The sequence below is a fragment of the Pseudonocardia sp. Ae717_Ps2 genome (assembly GCF_001932475.1).
Lineage (GTDB): Bacteria > Actinomycetota > Actinomycetes > Mycobacteriales > Pseudonocardiaceae > Pseudonocardia.
Map to the genome: position 1 here is coordinate 5,916,386 of NZ_MCIS01000001.1, position 17,103 is coordinate 5,933,488.

Here is a 17,103-nt window from a genome sequence, read left to right on the forward strand (position 1 = left end):
CGCCCCGCGAGCACCCGCGGACCCGGAGCCGAACGCACCCGGCCCGTCCACACGCACCCCTCACCACCACCACCACCACCACCGGAGGCGACCGTGTCGTACCTGCAGATCCACCAGTCCCGCCACCGCCCGCCGACGAGCTACGAGACCGCGTTCGCCGCAGAGCTGGAACGGGTCTACACCGCCGGTGCGACCGAGCCCGGCGCCGTCGCCGCGGGCCTGAACACCGGCGGCACCCGGCCCCCGGGCGGCGGGGACTGGACCGCGGTGTCGGTCGTCGCCGAACTGGCCCGCCTCGGCGCCGACGACGGCCCGGCCACGCCGCCTGCCCTCGACCCCAGCGGGGCCGGCCGCGCCCCGGTCTCCTCGGCCGCCGAGCTCGTGGCTCGCGGCCTGCCCGACCAGTGGTACGCACTGTGCCCGTCGTCGGCGGTCCCGGCCGGAGAGCTGGTCCGCCTGCACCGGGCCGGGGTCGACCTGCTGCTCTGGCGCGACGCCGGGGGCGAGGTGCACGTCCAGCAGGACCGGTGCCCGCACCGCAACGCGCCGCTCTCGCGCGGGGTGCACCTCGGCGATCGGATCGCCTGCAACTACCACGGCGTGCAGATCGACACCGGCGGCACCGTGGTCTCGGTGCCGGGCAGCCCCGGCTGCGCCCTGGAGGGCCGGCGCGCGGTCGCGACGTTCCCGGCGCAGGAGCGGGCCGGCGCGGTGTTCGCCTGGATCACCGACGACGACACCCCGCCCACCCCGCTGCGGCTGCCCGAGCAGATCGACTCCGCGGAGTGGTCGAGCTTCTGCTGCTACGTCGAGTGGGACGCGCCCTACGGGCTCTCGCTGGACAACCTGATGGACCCGATGCACGGCGCCTTCCTGCACCGGGAGTCGCACTCGATGTTCGGCGGGCGGCGGGAGGCGGTGTTCCAGGTCCGGGACACCCCGACCGGGTTCGTCTTCGCCAAGACCGACCAGAAGTCGGTGAACTTCGACTGGTCGGAGTGGATCGAGGACGGCTACCAGGCCGTGCGGCTCGACATCCCCTACCCGCCGTCGGCGGGTCCCGGCGGCCCGTTCGCGATCATCGGGATGGTCACCCCGATCGACGCCGACCGGCACGCCGGGTTCTTCTGGCGTTGCCGGCGGGTGCAGGGCTGGGAGCGGGACTCCTGGCGCTTCCTCTACCGCACCGTGCTGGAGGAGCGGCACTGGGCGGTGCTCGAGCAGGACCGGATCATGCTGGAGGACATGCCCGCCGACGCCACCGAGCGCGAGGGCCTCTACCAGCACGACATCGCCCTGGTCCGGGTGCGGCGCCTGCTGCGCAACCGTGCCGAGCGGGTGCTGCGCGAGCGCGGTGCCGCCGCGGCGTCCCGTCCGGCCGCGACCGCGGGAGCCACCCGATGACCGGCGCCACCGCCGCCCCGGGAGCGGTCGTGCAGCTGCGGTCGCTGCGCTCGGCGACGCTGCGCACACCCGCCCTGCGCGAGTCCGCGGACTTCTACGCCCAGGTGTGGGGTCTGGAGACCACCGACACCGACACCGGCGCGGTGTGGCTGCGCGGCACCGGACCGGAGCACCACATCCTGCAGCTCGTCGACGGCGACTCCGCCGGCCTGGACAAGATCGCGTTCGCGGTCGGGACCTCGGCCGAGGTCGACGCCGCGGCCCGGGAGCTGGAACGGCGCGGGATCCCCGTCGTCGCCGGGCCGGGACCCCTCGACCAGGCGGGCGGCGGCTACGGTCTGCGGCTGGTCGACCCCGAGGGGCGGCTGGTGGAACTGTCCTGCGACACCCACGCCGTCGTTCCCGGTGATCCCGAGGGCCGCGCGGCCCGGCCGCGCAAGCTCGCCCACGTGGTGCTCAACACGGTCGACATCGACGCGGCCTGTTCCTTCTACACCGGCGTGCTCGGCATGCGGATCTCCGACTGGTCGGAGCACCAGATGGCGTTCCTGCGGTGCGGTGTCGGGCCGACCGCCGACCATCACGTCATCGCGTTCAACCAGGCCGCGTGGACCTCGATCAACCACGTCGCCTACGAGATGGGGTCGATCGACCACTTCATGCGCGGGGTCGGCCGGTTGCGCCACCACGAGCTGCTGCCGCTGTGGGGCCCCGGCCGGCACGGACCGGGCAACAACACGTTCTCCTACTTCGCCGACCCGGCCGGGCTGGTGTGCGAGTACACCTCGGAGGTCGACCAGGTCGTGGAGGACGCCTGGCTCTGCCGGGTCTGGCGGCGCACCCCGGAGCTGTCGGACCTGTGGGGCACCGCGGGTCCCCCGTCGGTCGACGTCCGCACCAGGATGGCGGGAACCCCCGACCCGGGCTGGATCGCCCGCAACGCGTCCGCGGGGGTGCGGTCGTGAAGGTCGCCGTGCTCGGCTGCGGTGCGATCGGCGAGGTCGTGGCCCGTGAGCTCGCCGCGGGCGCCGTCGCCGGCGCCGACCTGCTCGGGGTCGTGCACCAGGACCCGACCGACCCGCCCGGACTGCCGGTGCTCGACGCCGACGGGCTCGACGCCGCGGACCTCGTCGTGGAGTGCGCCGGACACGGTGCCCTCGCCGCGACCGGTCCCCGGGTCATCGGATCCGGCACCGACCTGCTGGTCGTGTCGGTGGGCGCCCTCACCGACGACGGGCTGCTGGCGGTCCTGTCCGCAGGCCCCGGCCGGGTCCACCTGTGCAGCGGCGCGATCGGCGGGCTGGACCTGCTGCGCGCCGCCGCGCTGATGGAGGGCGGCCCGGAGCGCGTCGTCGTCACGACGACGAAGTCCAGCTCCGCACTGCTGCCCGACCGGCCGACCCCGGACGGCCCGGTCGAGCTGTTCCGCGGGACCGCCCGCGAGGTGGCGGCCCGGTTCCCGCGCTCGACCAACGTCGTCGCCGCGGTCGCGCTGGCCGTCGGCTCCTGGGACCGGGTCACCGCGTCGGTCGTCGCCGACCCCGCCGCGACCCGCACCCGGCACGAGATCACCGCGTCCGGCCCGTCCGGGGACTACCGGATCGAGATCGCCAACCGGCCCTCCGAGCGCACCCCCACCACCAGCGCGATCACCCCCTACGCGGTGCTGCGTGCCGTCGCCGACCTCGCCGGTTCCCCGGCGGTGCTCCGATGACCGGACCGCTGCCGACCGCCGTCCGCTCCGCGGGCTCCGGGGACCCGGTGCTGCTCCTGCACGGGATCGGGGGAGCGGCGGCGTCGTTCGACCCGCAGCTGGCCGGCCCGCTCGCGGACCGGTACCGGCTGCTCGCCTGGGACGCCCCGGGCTACGGCGACTCGCCCGACCCGGTGGTCCTGCCCGGGACGGACCCGATGGACCTGCTGGCCGACAGCGCCCTCGCCGTGCTGGAGCGGGCCGGGGGCCCGGCGCACGTCGTCGGGGTGTCCTGGGGCGGGGTGATCGCCACCCGGATGGCGCTGCGCCGCCCGGAGCTGCTCCGCTCGCTCACCCTCGCCGACTCGACCCGCGGCTCCGGCCGCACGGCCGCCGGCCGGTCGGGGATGACGCGCCGGGTCGAGGAGCTCGCGACGCTCGGGGCCCGCGCGTTCGCCGCGCTGCGTGCCCCGCGCCTGGTCGGACCGGACGCCGATCCGCAGGTCCTCGCTCGGGTCACCGGGATCATGTCCGGGGTGCGCACCGCCGGCTACACGCTGGCCGCGGCCGCGATGGCCGCCACCGACCACTCGGCGCAGCTGTCCCGGATCGACCTGCCGGCACTCGTCGTCGTCGGCGAGCACGACGTCGTGACCGGTGTCGCGGAGAGCCGGGCCCTGGCCGAGGGCATCACCGGCGCCGGGTTCGCCGTCGTCGCCGGGGCGGGACACGCCGCGAACCAGGAACGACCGGCCGCGTTCGACCGGATCCTCGGCGGGTTCCTCGCCGGGGTGCGACCGGCCACGGCGGTGGCCCGGTGAACGCCCCGTTCGGGGACCTGAGCGGCCGGGTCGTCGTCGTCACCGGCGGCGGGCGCGGGCTCGGCCTGGCCATCGCCGGTGAGCTCGCGGACGCCGGGGCGCACCTGGTCCTGGCCGAGCGGGACGCCCGGCTGGCCGCCGAGGCGACCGCGCAGCTCACCGCAGCCGGGGCCCGGGTGCTGCGCCACGACACCGACGTCGCCGACGAGACCTCGGTGGCCGGGCTCGCCGCCGCCGTCGACGGGCTCGGCGGGGCGTGGGGCCTGGTCAACAACGCCGCACTCGCCGACGGCGTCGGCGGCAGGCACTTCGCGGACCTGCCCGCTGAGGACTTCGACCGGGTGCTGCGGGTCAACGTGCGCGGCCCCTACCTGGTGTCCCGCGCGCTGTATCCGGCGATGCGGGCGGCCGGCGGCGGCCGGATCGTGCACATCGCCTCCGACGTCGCGTTCTACGGCCCGCCACGGCTGCTGCACTACGTGGCGTCGAAGAACGCCGTCGTCGGGATGACCAGGGCGATGGCCCGCGACGCCGGCCCGGACGGGATCACCGTCAACGCCGTCGCACCCGGGATCACCGAGACCGAGGCGACCCGGGCCGTCCCGGCCGAACGCCACGAGCTGTTCCGGATCAACCGGGCGCTCACCCGCACCCAGCAGCCCGACGACGTCACCGGCGCCGTGCGGTTCCTGCTCTCCGACTCCGCCGCCTACGTCACCGGGCAGACCCTGCTCGTCGACGGCGGGTTCATCTGTCGCTGAACCGCGACGACGCCGAAGGAGTGATCATGGACCTCGGGCTGAAGGGCCGCACGGTGATCGTCACCGGGGCGAGCTCCGGCGTCGGGTTGGCCGTCGCCGCACTGCTGCGGGCCGAGGGCGCGCACGTCGCGGCCTGCGCCCGCGACGCCGACCGGCTGCACGCCGCGCTCGCGGCGCTGCCCGGACCGGGCCGGGTGTACGCGGCCCCCGCGGACGTCCTCGACGCCGGCGCGGTGCACGACTTCGTCGCCGCCGCGGCCGCCGACCTGGGAGGCGTCGACGCCGTCGTCGCGAACGCCGGCCGCTCGCTGATGGCCCGCGTCCTCGACGTCACCGGCACCCAGTGGGACGAGGAGGTCCGGCTCAAGCTCGCCGGCCTGCTCCATCCCGTCCGTGCGGCGCTGCCGTGGCTGCGGCGCAGCGACGCCGGCTCGGTCGTCGCGGTCAACGCGATCCTGGCCCGCCAGCCCGAACCACGGCTGGCGGCGACCTCGGCCGCCCGGGCTGCCCTGCTCAACCTCGCGACCACGCTGGCGACCGAGCTGGCACCCGACCGGATCCGGGTCAACTCGGTCTGTCTGGGGCTGATCGACACCGGCCAGTGGCGCCGCCGGTACGACGGCTCCGGATCGGACCTGGACTTCGACACCTGGGCCGGCGAGCTGGCCGCGGACCGCGGCATCCCGCTCGGCCGGCTGGGCACCGCCGAGGAGGTCGCCTTCCCGATCGTCTCCCTGCTGTCCCCCCGCAGCTCCTACGTCACCGGCGCGACGCTCGACGTCGGCGGCGGCGTCGCACGTTACGTCTGACCGGTCGCTCACCACCGCGTCTCCCACCACCGCCTCCTGGAGGAACCATGGCCCGCCCGAACGGCGGCGACCTGCTCGTCGCCCTGCTGCGCGACCACGGCGTGTCCTGCGCCTTCGGCGTCATCAGCGTGCACAACCTGCCCCTCGTCGAGGCCCTCGACGCCGCCGGGATGTTCGTGCCCGTCCGGCACGAGGCCGCCGCGGTGAACGCCGCCGACGGCCACGCCCGCGCCGGCGGCGGCCTCGGCGTCGCCATCACCAGCACCGGGACCGGGGCCGGGAACGCCGCCGGCTCGCTGATCGAGGCCCTCGCCGCAGGCAGCCGGGTCCTGCACATCACCGGCCAGATCGACAGCGGGTACCTGGGCCAGGGGCGTGGTGTCATCCACGAGACCCCCGACCAGGCGGGCATGCTGGCCGCGGTTTCCGCGCACGCCGCCACCATCCGCACCGCCGACTCCGCCGGCCCGGTGCTGCGCGACGCCGTCGCGCGCACGCTCAGCCCACCGCAGGGACCGTCCAGTGTGGAGTGGCCGATCGACCTGCAGTACGCCACCCAGCGCGACACCCGGCCCGTCGTGGTCCGTCCGGCCCGCCCGGCGCCCGCGGACCCGGTCTCGCTCGACCACGCCGTCGAGTTGGTGCGCCGCTCCCGACGGCCGCTGATCTGGGCCGGTGGCGGTGCCCGCGACGCCGGACCGCAGCTGCAGGCGCTCGTCGAACGACTCGGCGCACCGCTGCTGACCAGCAACGCCGGTCGCGGCACCGTCCCCGAGACCCACGAGCTCGTCGTCGGCAACTACGGGACCGCGCCGGCCGCCCGCGACCTGGTGACCGGGGCCGACCTGCTCATCGGCATCGGCTCGCACTACCGGTCCAACGAGACCGCCCAGTTCACCCTGCCGCTGCCCGCCACCGCGGTGCAGATCGATGTCGACCCGCGGGCGATCGGACGCAGTTACCCGGCGACTGCCGGGGTCGTCGGCGACGCGGCCCAGGTGCTCGAGGGCCTGCTGGAGCGTCTCGGCGCGCACACCGCCGAACCGGGGTGGTCCGACCGCGCCCGGGCCACCCGCGACGCGGTGCGCGCCGCCCACCGTGCCGCGGTCGCGCCGTACGACGTGCTCTGCGACGCCGTCCGGGAGCGGCTGCCGGACCGGTCGGTCATCGCCCGCGACGTCACCGTCCCCTCCAGCACGTGGGGCAACCGGCTGCTGTCCGTTGTCGACCCGGCCACGAACGTCTTCCCACTCGGCGGTGGCATCGGGCAGGGTCTGGCGATGGGGATCGGGGCGGCACTGGCCCGACCGGACGTCCCGACCCTGGTCATGGCCGGGGACGGCGGACTCTCGGTGCACCTGGGCGAGATCGCCACGCTCGCCCAGACACGACCCTGGCTGGTGCTGCTCGTGTTCAACGACGGCGGCTACGGCGTGCTGCGGTCCATGCAGGACGCGACGGGGTCGCCGCGGGCGGGAGTGGACCTCTACACGCCCGACTTCGCCACCGTGGCCCGCTCGGTCGGGCTGGAGCACCGGCTGGTCACCGACGTCGCGGCGTTCGACGAGGCGCTCGCGAAGGCGCTGGCCACCCACGAGCCGTCGGTCGTCGAGGTGGATCTCACCGCGATCGGGCCGATGACGGTGCCGTTCGTGCCGCCGGTGCACGTGCCCGGGGGCGACGATGAGTGACCACGGCCCCGGGCACCACCACGCACACGGTCCGGCCAACCGCGGGCGCGTCGTGCACACCACCTCCGCACCGTTGTTCGTGACCGGTGAGGACACCGCACCCGAGGCGGTCGTGGTCGTGCACGGCGAACCCGGCATCGACGCCGGGCTGGAGGCCGACATCCGCACGCTCGCCGCCGGCGGGCGCCTGGTCGTCGTGCCGTACCTGTACTTCCGTGACGGCGGCCCGGACTACCCGCAGTACGACCTCGCCGAGGCGGCGTTCGCCCGGCTCGACCCGACGGACGTCGACGCCGACGTCGACGGCGCCGTCGACCACCTCACCGGCCGGCTCGGTTTCGACCGGTCCGCGCTCCGGCTCGCCGCCACCGGCGGTGGACGCCCGGGTGCGGCCCGCGCGGCCCACCGGCTCGGCCTGCCCGACCCCCTCCCGCTCGACCGTCCCCACCACGCGGATCAGACAAGGACACTCCGATGACCTCTGCAAGGCACTCGATCGGAGCCGAGCCCACAGCGACGACGCTGATGGCCCGGTTGGAGCGGATCCCGCACTCCCGCTGGCACGTCAAGGTCCGCCTGATCATCGGGGTGGTGACCTTCTTCGAGGCGTTCGACCAGCTGCTGGTGGCCTACACTCTGCCGTCGATCCGCCAGGAATGGGCGCTCGGCACCGGGCAGATGACCCTGGCGGTGACCGCCGGATCGGTCGGCATGCTCGTCGGCGCACTGGTGTCGGGCTGGTCGGCCGACACACTCGGCCGGGTCCGCACGATCCGGATCGCGCTGCTGCTGACCGTGGTGGCCAGCATCGGGCTCTTCCTGAGCCCGTCGTTCGGCGTGTTCGTGCTGCTGCGCTTCGTGCAGGGTCTCGGCATCGGCGGTGAGGTCCCGGTCGCGGCGGCCTACATCGGCGAACTCGCCCGCGCCCACGGCCGTGGCCGGTTCGTGCTCCTCTACGAGCTGGTCTTCCCGGCCGGGACGCTGTTCGCGGCGCTGCTGGCGACCTGGATGGTCCCCTCGCTGGGCTGGCGCTCGGTCTACCTGGTCGGCGCGATCCCGGTGGTGATGCTGATCCTGATCCGCCGGAACGTCCCGGAGTCGCCGCGCTGGCTCGCCGCCCGCGGCCGCTACGCCGAGGCCGACGTCGAGCTGGTCCGGATCGAGCAGGCGGTCGAGCGCTCCACCCGGTCGCCGCTGCCCGCGCCGGCCGCGGCGGCGGTCACGGTGAGCGAGGCACCGGCCGGCACCTCCGAGCGGCTCCGGGAGCTGGTCCTGGGCCGCTACCGCGGCCGGCTCGTGCTGGTCTGCGGGCTCTGGTTCACCGCGTTCTTCGTCAACTACGGGCTGACGTCCTGGCTGCCGACGATCTACACCGGTACCTACGGCGTCCCGCTCGGCACGGCCCTGCAACTGTCGCTGCTGGCCACCGCGGCCGGGTTCTGCGGATGCGTGCTCGCCGCGCTGGGCGTCGACCGGATCGGCCGTCGCGCGGTGCTGTTCACGGGGATGCTGCTCGCCTCGGCCGCGCTCGTGCTGCTCGCGGTGCTCGGCGCCACCGACGTCGGTCAGGTGGCCCTGCTCACCACCGTCGCCGCGCTGTTCAGCTTCGCCGCCAACATCACCCTCTACCTGTACTCGCCGGAGCTGTTCCCGACCCGGTCGCGGGCACTGGGGACCAGCATCGGGGCCGCGTTCAACCGGATCGGGGTGATCCTCGGTCCGATCGTCGTGGCGGCCGCGGTCGTCGGCGGAAGCCTCACCACCGCGTTCGCGGTGCTGGGTGGGGTGGCCGCGGTCGGAGCGGTGCTGGCGCTGTTCGGTCCGGAGACCCGCAACCGGCAGCTGGAGGAGGTCTCCCCCTGACCCACGCGACGTCCCGGCCCTCCACAGGGAGGACCGGGACGTCGTTCCACGTGGAACGCCGGCGGTCGGGTCAGTGACGCGGCTCGGAGCGCCCGGCCATCCCGATCTGCCTGCCGTGCCGTCCGTTCGCCAGGGCGTCCTCGTCACCACGCCCGGTGTCCAGCGGCAGCGGGAACCGGACGTCGGAGTGGGTCACCCGGTCCGGCTCCAGCGCGACCACCGTCGCGACCGGGGCGTAGCCGCTGGTCGCGAGGGTGTAGCTGCCCGCGGGCAGGCCCTCGAAGGCGAAGGTCCCGTCCGGGCCGGACAGCCGCGACCCCACGACGGCGCCCTCGGCGTCGATCAGCGTGGCCAGCGCGTGCGCCACCGGGTGCCCGTCGGGCGCCGCGGTGACCCGGCCGGTGAGCCGGGAGCGCTGCGGCAGCCGCAGGTCCTGGACCGCCGTGCCGGAGCTCGGCACCTCGACGCCGACCGCCACCGGGTCGACGCCCTCGCCGGCCGCGGTGAGCGTGTAGCGCCCGGCCGGGACGCCGTCGAGCGCCCAGCGTCCGCCCTCACCGGACCGGCCGGCCGCGGCGACGTCGCCGCCGTGGTCGATCAGCGAGACGGTGACCCCGGGCAGCGGGGTGCCCGCGGCGTCGAGCACGGTGCCGCGGATGCCGCTGCTGACCGACAGCCGCACGTCGTGGCGGACCGGTTCGGTGCCGACCGAGACCGTGGCGGCGTGCGGCGGCAGCGCCGCGGAGGCCGCCACGACCAGGAAGCGCCCGGGCTCGTCGACGACGACGCGGTAGTGGCCATCGCCGTCGGTGGTGGTGCGACCGACCTGGTCGCCGGACAGCCGGGTGACGGTGACGACCGCCCCGGGGACCGGCGCGCCGGTGCTGCCCTGGACCCGTCCGGTGACGGCCGGGCCGTCGCCACCGGTGGAGTGCAGGTGGTCCAGGCCCGCGGCCGCGGCGGCGTCACCGACGGTGCCGTTGTGCGGCCTCGGCCGGGCCTGGGGTGCCGGGTGCGGCGGCTCCTGCCGGGCGACGACGGGCATCGGCGTGGTGGGCGGCGCGACGTCCGCTCCGCGCCCGCCGCCGTCGCCCCGGGTGGCGGGAGCGGGTGCCGGCGCGACCGTCGCGAGTGCCTCGGTCGGGACCGACGCGGCGGCACCACCCTCACCGGCGGCCTCGGCCAGGGCGGCCTGGGCACCGGACATGGTGCGCAGCGGCAGCTCCCTGATGAACAGCACCAGCACGAAGGCCACCGCGATCACGCAGGCCGCGATGAGGAACGCCAGCGTCATCGCGCTGGTGAAGCCCTCCTGGAACGGCGCCGCCAGCCGCGGGTCGATCCGCTGCAGGAACGAGGAGTCGGCGAGCACCGAGCTGGACAGGCCGCCGGCCTGGCCGGACTGGAGCGCCCCGACGACCTGCGCGTTGGCCGGGTCGGCCGCGACGGCGGGGTCGGTCAGCGCGGCCCGGAACGAGCTCGTGCCGAGCGCGGACCGGAGGGCGTCGGCGATCTTGTCGCCGGCGGTGGAGAACACCACCGACAGGAAGATCGCGGTGCCGAGCGTGCCGCCCATCTGCCGGAAGAACGTCACCGACGAGGTCGTGACGCCCATGTCGCGGGCGGGCATCGCGTTCTGCACGGCCAGCACCAGGGTCTGCATGCACAGACCGAGGCCGAGGCCCAGCAGTGCCATGGTCAGGTCGAGCTGCCAGATCGGGATCGACGGCGTGACGGTCTGCCACAGCAGCACCATCGCGATCGTGATGAACGCGGTGCCGATCACCGGGAAGATCTTGTAGCGGCCGGTGCGCGAGGTGAGCTGACCGGAGAGGATCGACGCGACCATGATCCCGCCGACCAGCGGCAGCATCATGAACCCGGCCTCGATCGGCGTCGCGCCGTGCACGATCTGCAGGAACTGCGGCAGCAGTGCGATGCCGCCGAACATCGCCATGCCGATGAGCAGGTTCAGCACCGCGGACAGCGAGAAGATGCCGGTGCGGAACAGGCGCAGCGGGATCAGCGCGGCGTCGCCGTAGGCCCGTTCGGCCAGCAGGAACAGCAGCAGGCCGACGACACCGATGACGTAGCAGACGATCGACGAGGTGGAGTCCCAGCCCCACTCGCGCCCCTGCTCGGCGACGATCAGCACCGGCACCAGGCACAGGGTCAGCGCCAGGGCGCCGGGCCAGTCGATCCGGGCCGGCCGCGGGACGTGCGGGATGTTCAGCACCCGCTGCACGACGACCAGCGCGACGAGTCCGATGGGCACGTTGACCAGGAAGATCCAGCGCCACCCGTCGAGCCCCGCGATCGAGTCCACACCGGACAGCAGGCCGCCGATGACCGGGCCGATCACGCTCGAGGTGCCGAACACGGCGAGGAAGAAGCCCTGGTAGCGGGCCCGCTCACGCGGCGGGACGATGTCGCCCAGGATGGTCAGCGCCAGCGACATCAGACCGCCCGCGCCGAGACCCTGCAGCGCGCGGAACGCGGCCAGGGAGTACATCGACCAGGCGAAGGTGCAGGCGATCGAGCCGATCAGGAAGATCGAGATCGCGGTCATGAACAGCGGCTTGCGGCCGAAGATGTCGGAGAGCTTGCCGTAGAGCGGGGTGGTGATCGTGCTGGTGATGAGGAAGGCCGTCGTCGCCCACGCCTGCAGGTTGAGACCCGACAGGTCGTCGGCGATGGTGCGGATCGCGGTCGAGACGACCGTCTGGTCCAGGGCGGCCAGGAACATGCCCAGCATCAGTCCACCCAGGACGGTCAGGATCTGCCGGTGCGTCAGCTCGCCGTCGCCGTCGCCGTCGCCGGTGGTGGTGGCGGGGCGCTGCGCACTGGCGGCAGCGGTGGACATTCTCAGGACTCCTGTGCTTCGAAGGTCTGGTAGTCGTCGAGGAAACGGCCGAGCAGGACGGTGAGGGCCTGGCGGTCGTCGGGGCTCCACGCGGCCAGGACGGTGGCGATGACCTCGGCGCGACGACGTCGCTCGGTCTCGATCACCCGGATGCCCTCCGGGGTCGCGGCGAGCAGCGAGGCGCGACCGTCGCCGGGGTCGGCACGGCGCTCGACGAGCCCGGACTTGACCAACGACGACACCTGGCGGCTGATCGTGGAGGGATCGGAGTGGAAGGTGGCGGCGACCTCGCCGGCTCGTTGCGGGCCGACGAAGTGCAGGTGGGTCAGCACGTGGTAGCCGGCCATGTCGACGATCATCTCCGGCCGGTGCCGCTCGGCGGACCGCTTCACCTGGCGGACCAGCAGGAACAGCTCCCGGACGATCGAGTCGGCGAGTTCCAGGTCGGCATCGGCGGGTTCGGCGGCGGCAGCCTGTGCGGTGCTCATCGCGGACCCCCTCTCGGTAGTGCGTGTACCACGCAACTAGTTGACTCGCGCAAGCATGCGCCGATGCGTTGCGCAATGCAAAGTAATTGGCCGTGAGCTGCGCCACCTGGTCCGCCACCTGACCACGGAGCGGATCGCGATCACTCCACAGCGGATCCGAGCGGTTCACGCGAAGGGGTGGCGCACTCCTCTGTAGAGGTGCGCTGTCCCACCTCGAACGTCATCGACGGGACGACCCGGCTGCCGCTGACGTGGTGACGTGCCACTACCGTGCGGTGCACTCACGCATCGCGCCCGGAGGGACACCGCCCGTGCCGCTCGCCCGTCACCTCGCCGGACCGGCCCTGCTGGTCGCGGCCGCCGCCCTGCTCGCGGGGTGCGCCCAGCCGGGGCAGCTCGGCCACGGGTCCGACGCCGCCCACTCCGACGACGGGACGAGGGTGGAGATCGTCCCCGTCGACCCGGGACCGCCACCGACCACCGCGGTGGCCGTACCGGGGAACGGCGAGTGGCCGGCGCGTCCGATCACCGGTGCGACCGATCCCCAGGGGCGGATCGAACGGCCCGTGGAGATCTCGACCCCGGGCCCCGCGGACATGCTCGTCCGCGAGGAGAGCCTGCTCCCCGGCGAGTCCACCGGCTGGATCCGCCACCCCGGGACGATGCTGACGGCGGTCCGCGGCGGGACGGTCACGGTCGTGCGGGCGGGCCGGTGCGAGCCCCAGACCTTCGGGACCGGCGAGGCGTTCTTCCTGGGGGACGGCGAGCCGTCGGTGGTCCGCAACGACGGTGGCGTCACCGTCCAGCTCCTGCGCTCGGGCCTGCTCGCCCCCGGCGCCCCCGAACGCGAGCCCGTCCGGCCCGCCTGCTGACTCCCACCATCTCGGAGTGGCGGGCGCGTGAGGGCTCGGATCTGTCGGTGCCCTGTGGGAACATCGTCGGTGGTACGGGGGCAGGGGAGCGGACACCTTGACGACGAAGACGGTCATCGCGGCGGACTACCGTGAATGGCAGGTGAGCCGGCGGATCGAGTGGACCACGCCGGCGGTCGGTGACGAGTTCGAGCACGACGTCGACGCGGGCAACGGCGCGGTCGTGCTGATCCTCGGCACGCTGGCGTTCTTCTGGCTGGTCCTCATCGTCTGGGTGCCCGACGGGGTGGTCTTCCCCTGGTTCTACTGGCTCGTCGTCATCGTCGGACTGGGCTTCTTCCCGTTCCGCTGGCTGCTGCGCAGGCCGTTCACGATCACCGCGAAGACCCAGGGCGGCTACGACCTGCCCCCGGAGAAGTGGACGGGCATGGTGCGCGGGCTCGCCACCGCGCGCGAGGAGACCAAGGTGGTCGTGCGCAGCCTGAAGAACCGCTCGACGCCCGGCCACGCGGACAGCCCGCTGCAGCCGATCAACTAGGAGTCGCGGTGCCCGAACTGCCCGAGGTGGAGGCCCTGGCCCACCACCTGCGTGAGCACGCCGTGTACCGCCCGGTGGCCAGGGTGGACCTGGCCTCGATGAGCGCGCTGAAGACGTTCGACCCGCCGGTGTCGGCGCTGGTGGGCCGGGTGGTGACCGGGGCGTCGCGGTTCGGGAAGTTCCTGTCGCTCGACTTCGCCGACCGGCCCGACGCCGGCCCGTTGCACCTGGTCACGCACCTGTCCCGGGCCGGCTGGCTGCGCTGGCACACCACCGCGGGCGTCACTCCGCCCAGGCCGGGTCGCGGCCCGTTGCAGCTGCGGGTGCACCTCGACCAGGTCGGCGGGCCGGGCTTCGACCTCACCGAGCAGGGCACCCAGAAGCGGCTCGCCGTGTACCTGGTGGGCGACCCGGCGCAGGTCCCTGGCATCGCGAAGCTGGGCCCGGACGCACTGGAGCTGAGCCGGCCGGGCCTCGACGAGCTGCTCGACGGCGACAACCGCAGGCTCAAGACCCTGCTGACCGACCAGTCGACGCTCGCCGGCATCGGCAACGCCTACTCCGACGAGATCCTGCACAGCGCGCGCCTGTCGCCCTACGCCACCGCGTCCCGGCTCGACGCCGCCGCTCGGGACTCCCTGTTCGAGTCGCTGCACGCCGTGCTGTCCGACGCGGTGTCCCGCTCGGTCGGCCAGGGCGCCGCCGAGCTCAAGGGGGAGAAGCGCTCCGGGCTGCGCGTGCACGCCCGCACCGGGCTGCCCTGCCCGGTCTGCGGCGACACCGTGCGCGAGGTGTCGTTCGCGGAGAGATCATTCCAGTACTGTCCGACCTGCCAGACCGGGGGGAAACCGCTCGCCGACCGCCGCCTGTCCCGGTTGGTGCGCTAGTGGCGGGCGCGGGAACGGGGGTACTCGCAGTCGTGGACGGATCCACCACGCTCACCCCCTCCATGGCGCTGCTGCTCGTGGTGGCGGTCGTCGTCGCCGTCGTCGCGGTGTTCTTCTTCCTGTGGCAGCGCAACCGGCGCAACACGATGGTGTCGCCGCTGGCCAAGGCCACGTTCTCCGCGCTGCACACGGTCGCGCTGGCCGCGCCGGTGCTGCGGGAGGGGCTGTCGTCGCGCTCGGCGTCGCAGGCCCTGCCCTACCTGCGCCAGCTGCTGGAGACCACGGCGATGGCCATGACCGACTCGCGCGGCACGGTCCTGGGCTGGGACGGCAGCGCCGACCAGCACCAGCAGGACGTGCAGACGCTCGCGGACACGGTCGTCCGGACCGGCCGCATGGAGCTGATGAGCCACACCGCCATCAAGTGCAACCAGCCGGGCTGCGAGGTGCGCGGGATCGTCGTCGTCCCGCTGGAGAGCGACGGGAACATCATCGGCACGCTGGCCGCGCTCACCCCCTCGACGGCCGGCCCCCCGGTTCTGCGGGCCACCGGCGAGGTCGCGCGCTACGTCTCCAGCCAGCTGGAGCTCGCCGAGCTCGACGACTCCCGCGCCCGGCTCAACCGGGCCGAGGTCCGCGCCCTGCGCGCCCAGATCTCGCCGCACTTCGTCTACAACGCACTGACCACGATCGCCTCGTTCATCCGCACCGATCCGGCCCGGGCCCGCGAGCTGCTCATCGAGTTCGCGGACTTCACCCGCTACTCGTTCCGCTCGGCAGGCGAGTACACGACGCTGCTCGACGAGCTGAACAACATCGAGCGCTACGTGCGGCTGGAGAAGGCCCGCTTCGGCAACCGGCTCAACATCAAGCTCCAGATCGACCAGGAGGTGCAGAACGTCGTCCTGCCCTTCCTCGCGCTGCAGCCCCTGGTGGAGAACGCTGTCCGGCACGGGCTGTCCGGCAAGCCCAACGGCGGCACCGTCACCATCCGCGCGGAGAACGCCGGCTCGGAGTGCGTGATCGTCGTCGAGGACGACGGCGTCGGCATGGACCCGGCCCGGCTCAACGAGGACCTCGACGACGCCCATCTCTCCGGCGCGCACGTCGGCCTCGGCAACGTCGACGACCGCATGCGCTTGGCCTTCGGCGACAACTTCGGCCTCGTCGTCGACACCAACATCGGCGCCGGAATGAAGATCACGCTGCGGGTGCCGAAGTTCCGGGCGGGCATCCGGGCCTGACCCGGGGGCGTCCGTGGGCGCCCTCCGGCGCCCTGCTGGGCCGTACGGGTGAACCAGGCGAGAGCGAGATGTGCCGATCCGGTCACACCACGTCACCCTGTGCGCGCGCGTACGGTGGGACGGCATGGACGTCCTGCGCATTCCCGCGGCGGTGACCTCGCGTCTGCCCGGCAGGCTGGGGGAGTCGGTCGGCCCCCCTGTGGTGTCGGTCGTGCGGCTGCAGGGCGTCATCAGTGCCCAGGCCGCGCCGGTGCCGCGCCAGGTGCTCAGCATCTCCTCGCTGGAGAAGGTGCTGGAGCGGGCCTTCGCGCCCGAGCGGCTCGCCGCCGTCGCGCTGGTGATCAACTCCCCGGGCGGCTCGCCCACCCAGTCCGAGCTGATCGGGAACCGCATCCGCGCACTGGCGGCGGAGAAGGACGTGCCGGTGCTGGCGTTCTGCGAGGACGTCGCCGCGTCCGGCGGCTACTGGCTGGCCTGCGCTGCCGACGAGATCTACGCCTGCTCCACCTCGGTCGTCGGCTCGATCGGCGTGATCAGCGCCGGTTTCGGGCTCGACGGCCTGATCGAGCGGTGGGGCGTGACCCGGCGGCTGCACACCGCGGGCGGGTCGAAGTCGCGGCTGGACCCGTTCCTGCCCGAGCGGCCCGAGGACGTCGCCTGGCTCACCGGCCTGCAGGAACAGCTGCACGAGCGGTTCACCGGATGGGTGCGCGAGCGGCGCGGCGACCGGCTCGCGACCGACACCGAGCTGTTCGACGGCGAGGTGTGGCTGGGCGAGCGGGCCCGCGCGTTGGGCCTGGTGGACGGCATCGGCAGCGCCCACGAGGTCCTGACCGAACGCTTCCCCGACGCCGAGCAGCGCCCGGTGGAGCAGCGCAGGCCGTTGCTCGCCCGCCTCGGTGCGGGCGGATCCGCGGCCCGGGCAGGCCTCGCCGGCGGTGTCGCGGAGGCCGGGCACGAGCTGCTCTCCGCCCTCGAGACACGGGCGGCGTGGGCCCGTTACGGGCTGTGACACCGGTGACCGTGTGTACCACGGCCGAGCTGCACCCCGTGTCCGGACGGTCACCGATCCGGTTCGTGCCCTGGCATCACGCGCGTCGGCACGTCACCATGGTCGCGGCGCCGGGCGATCATCGAGCGGATGGGCTTCCCGGCGCAGGCTGAGGAAG

At 73.9% G+C, this 17,103-nt stretch carries 16 protein-coding genes; 14 read left to right on the top strand and 2 right to left on the bottom strand.

Features of this window, described 5'->3' with window-relative positions:
* Positions 1-93 precede the first annotated feature (93 nt).
* From Ae717Ps2_RS27345 to Ae717Ps2_RS27385, 9 genes are read left to right on the top strand one after another with little or no spacing between them, the layout of a single operon-like run.
* Positions 94-1,404, top strand: coding sequence for a recombinase-like helix-turn-helix domain-containing protein (locus Ae717Ps2_RS27345; protein WP_020622108.1), 1,311 nt, complete (start codon positions 94-96; stop codon positions 1,402-1,404).
* Positions 1,401-2,369 carry a VOC family protein gene (locus Ae717Ps2_RS27350; protein ID WP_075309219.1) on the top strand — a complete coding sequence of 323 codons (969 nt, stop codon included), beginning with the start codon at positions 1,401-1,403 and terminating at the stop codon, positions 2,367-2,369. The genes Ae717Ps2_RS27345 and Ae717Ps2_RS27350 overlap by 4 nt, the downstream gene beginning before the upstream one ends.
* Complete coding sequence (locus Ae717Ps2_RS27355) at positions 2,366-3,118, top strand: aspartate dehydrogenase domain-containing protein (protein WP_233147691.1); 753 nt, start codon at positions 2,366-2,368, stop codon at positions 3,116-3,118. Before Ae717Ps2_RS27350 ends, Ae717Ps2_RS27355 begins: the two co-directional genes overlap by 4 nt.
* Positions 3,115-3,918 carry an alpha/beta fold hydrolase gene (locus Ae717Ps2_RS27360; protein ID WP_075334043.1) on the top strand — a complete coding sequence of 268 codons (804 nt, stop codon included), beginning with the start codon at positions 3,115-3,117 and terminating at the stop codon, positions 3,916-3,918. The genes Ae717Ps2_RS27355 and Ae717Ps2_RS27360 overlap by 4 nt, the downstream gene beginning before the upstream one ends.
* On the top strand, positions 3,915-4,679 hold the full coding sequence (locus Ae717Ps2_RS27365; protein ID WP_233147692.1) for an SDR family oxidoreductase: 765 nt from the start codon (positions 3,915-3,917) through the stop codon (positions 4,677-4,679). Before Ae717Ps2_RS27360 ends, Ae717Ps2_RS27365 begins: the two co-directional genes overlap by 4 nt.
* A gap of 26 nt (positions 4,680-4,705) precedes the next feature.
* Positions 4,706-5,488 carry an SDR family oxidoreductase gene (locus tag Ae717Ps2_RS27370; protein ID WP_075309215.1) on the top strand — a complete coding sequence of 261 codons (783 nt, stop codon included), beginning with the start codon at positions 4,706-4,708 and terminating at the stop codon, positions 5,486-5,488.
* A gap of 47 nt (positions 5,489-5,535) precedes the next feature.
* Entirely contained in the window at positions 5,536-7,179 is a 1,644-nt protein-coding gene (locus Ae717Ps2_RS27375; RefSeq protein WP_075334044.1) for a thiamine pyrophosphate-binding protein, read from the top strand.
* Positions 7,172-7,657, top strand: a complete 486-nt coding sequence (locus Ae717Ps2_RS27380; protein WP_020627068.1) for a hypothetical protein — start codon at positions 7,172-7,174, stop codon at positions 7,655-7,657. The genes Ae717Ps2_RS27375 and Ae717Ps2_RS27380 overlap by 8 nt, the downstream gene beginning before the upstream one ends.
* The gene (locus Ae717Ps2_RS27385; RefSeq protein ID WP_083695435.1) at positions 7,654-9,042 is read left to right on the top strand and encodes an MFS transporter; all 1,389 of its coding nucleotides are present in this window, start codon (positions 7,654-7,656) and stop codon (positions 9,040-9,042) included. Before Ae717Ps2_RS27380 ends, Ae717Ps2_RS27385 begins: the two co-directional genes overlap by 4 nt.
* Positions 9,043-9,112: 70 nt before the next feature.
* On the opposite strand, the gene Ae717Ps2_RS27390 is transcribed toward Ae717Ps2_RS27385, so the two are convergent.
* Together Ae717Ps2_RS27390 and Ae717Ps2_RS27395 are read right to left on the bottom strand one after the other, a co-directional pair.
* Positions 9,113-11,905, bottom strand: a complete 2,793-nt coding sequence (locus tag Ae717Ps2_RS27390) for a DHA2 family efflux MFS transporter permease subunit (RefSeq protein ID WP_075334045.1) — start codon at positions 11,903-11,905, stop codon at positions 9,113-9,115.
* Between the two features lie 2 nt (positions 11,906-11,907).
* Positions 11,908-12,393, bottom strand: a complete 486-nt coding sequence (locus tag Ae717Ps2_RS27395) for a MarR family winged helix-turn-helix transcriptional regulator (protein WP_020627065.1) — start codon at positions 12,391-12,393, stop codon at positions 11,908-11,910.
* A 311-nt stretch (positions 12,394-12,704) separates the two neighbouring features.
* On the opposite strand from Ae717Ps2_RS27395, the gene Ae717Ps2_RS27400 reads away from it, so the two are divergent.
* The 5 genes from Ae717Ps2_RS27400 to Ae717Ps2_RS27420 all read left to right on the top strand — a co-directional run bounded on the left by Ae717Ps2_RS27400 (position 12,705) and on the right by Ae717Ps2_RS27420 (position 16,946).
* A complete protein-coding gene (locus Ae717Ps2_RS27400; protein WP_075309207.1) occupies positions 12,705-13,265 on the top strand; it encodes a cupin domain-containing protein in 561 nt (186 codons plus the stop codon).
* 97 nt (positions 13,266-13,362) lie between these two features.
* Positions 13,363-13,803 carry a hypothetical protein gene (locus tag Ae717Ps2_RS27405; protein WP_020627063.1) on the top strand — a complete coding sequence of 147 codons (441 nt, stop codon included), beginning with the start codon at positions 13,363-13,365 and terminating at the stop codon, positions 13,801-13,803.
* 8 nt (positions 13,804-13,811) lie between these two features.
* Positions 13,812-14,690, top strand: coding sequence for a DNA-formamidopyrimidine glycosylase family protein (locus tag Ae717Ps2_RS27410; protein WP_075334047.1), 879 nt, complete (start codon positions 13,812-13,814; stop codon positions 14,688-14,690).
* A gap of 32 nt (positions 14,691-14,722) precedes the next feature.
* Entirely contained in the window at positions 14,723-15,934 is a 1,212-nt protein-coding gene (locus tag Ae717Ps2_RS27415) for a sensor histidine kinase (RefSeq protein WP_233147693.1), read from the top strand.
* Between the two features lie 124 nt (positions 15,935-16,058).
* Complete coding sequence (locus Ae717Ps2_RS27420) at positions 16,059-16,946, top strand: S49 family peptidase (protein ID WP_075309201.1); 888 nt, start codon at positions 16,059-16,061, stop codon at positions 16,944-16,946.
* Positions 16,947-17,103 lie beyond the last annotated feature (157 nt).

What these genes read in the sequence shown, in the direction of transcription:
- Ae717Ps2_RS27385 (WP_083695435.1), top strand. Translation starts at nt 7,654, where the DNA reads ATGACCTCTGCAAGGCACTCGATCGGAGCCGAGCCCACAGCGACGACG.
- Ae717Ps2_RS27390 (WP_075334045.1), bottom strand. Translation starts at nt 11,905, where the DNA reads ATGTCCACCGCTGCCGCCAGTGCGCAGCGCCCCGCCACCACCACCGGC.
- Ae717Ps2_RS27360 (WP_075334043.1), top strand. Translation starts at nt 3,115, where the DNA reads ATGACCGGACCGCTGCCGACCGCCGTCCGCTCCGCGGGCTCCGGGGAC.
- Ae717Ps2_RS27380 (WP_020627068.1), top strand. Translation starts at nt 7,172, where the DNA reads ATGAGTGACCACGGCCCCGGGCACCACCACGCACACGGTCCGGCCAAC.
- Ae717Ps2_RS27350 (WP_075309219.1), top strand. Translation starts at nt 1,401, where the DNA reads ATGACCGGCGCCACCGCCGCCCCGGGAGCGGTCGTGCAGCTGCGGTCG.
- Ae717Ps2_RS27375 (WP_075334044.1), top strand. Translation starts at nt 5,536, where the DNA reads ATGGCCCGCCCGAACGGCGGCGACCTGCTCGTCGCCCTGCTGCGCGAC.
- Ae717Ps2_RS27395 (WP_020627065.1), bottom strand. Translation starts at nt 12,393, where the DNA reads ATGAGCACCGCACAGGCTGCCGCCGCCGAACCCGCCGATGCCGACCTG.
- Ae717Ps2_RS27420 (WP_075309201.1), top strand. Translation starts at nt 16,059, where the DNA reads ATGGACGTCCTGCGCATTCCCGCGGCGGTGACCTCGCGTCTGCCCGGC.
- Ae717Ps2_RS27370 (WP_075309215.1), top strand. Translation starts at nt 4,706, where the DNA reads ATGGACCTCGGGCTGAAGGGCCGCACGGTGATCGTCACCGGGGCGAGC.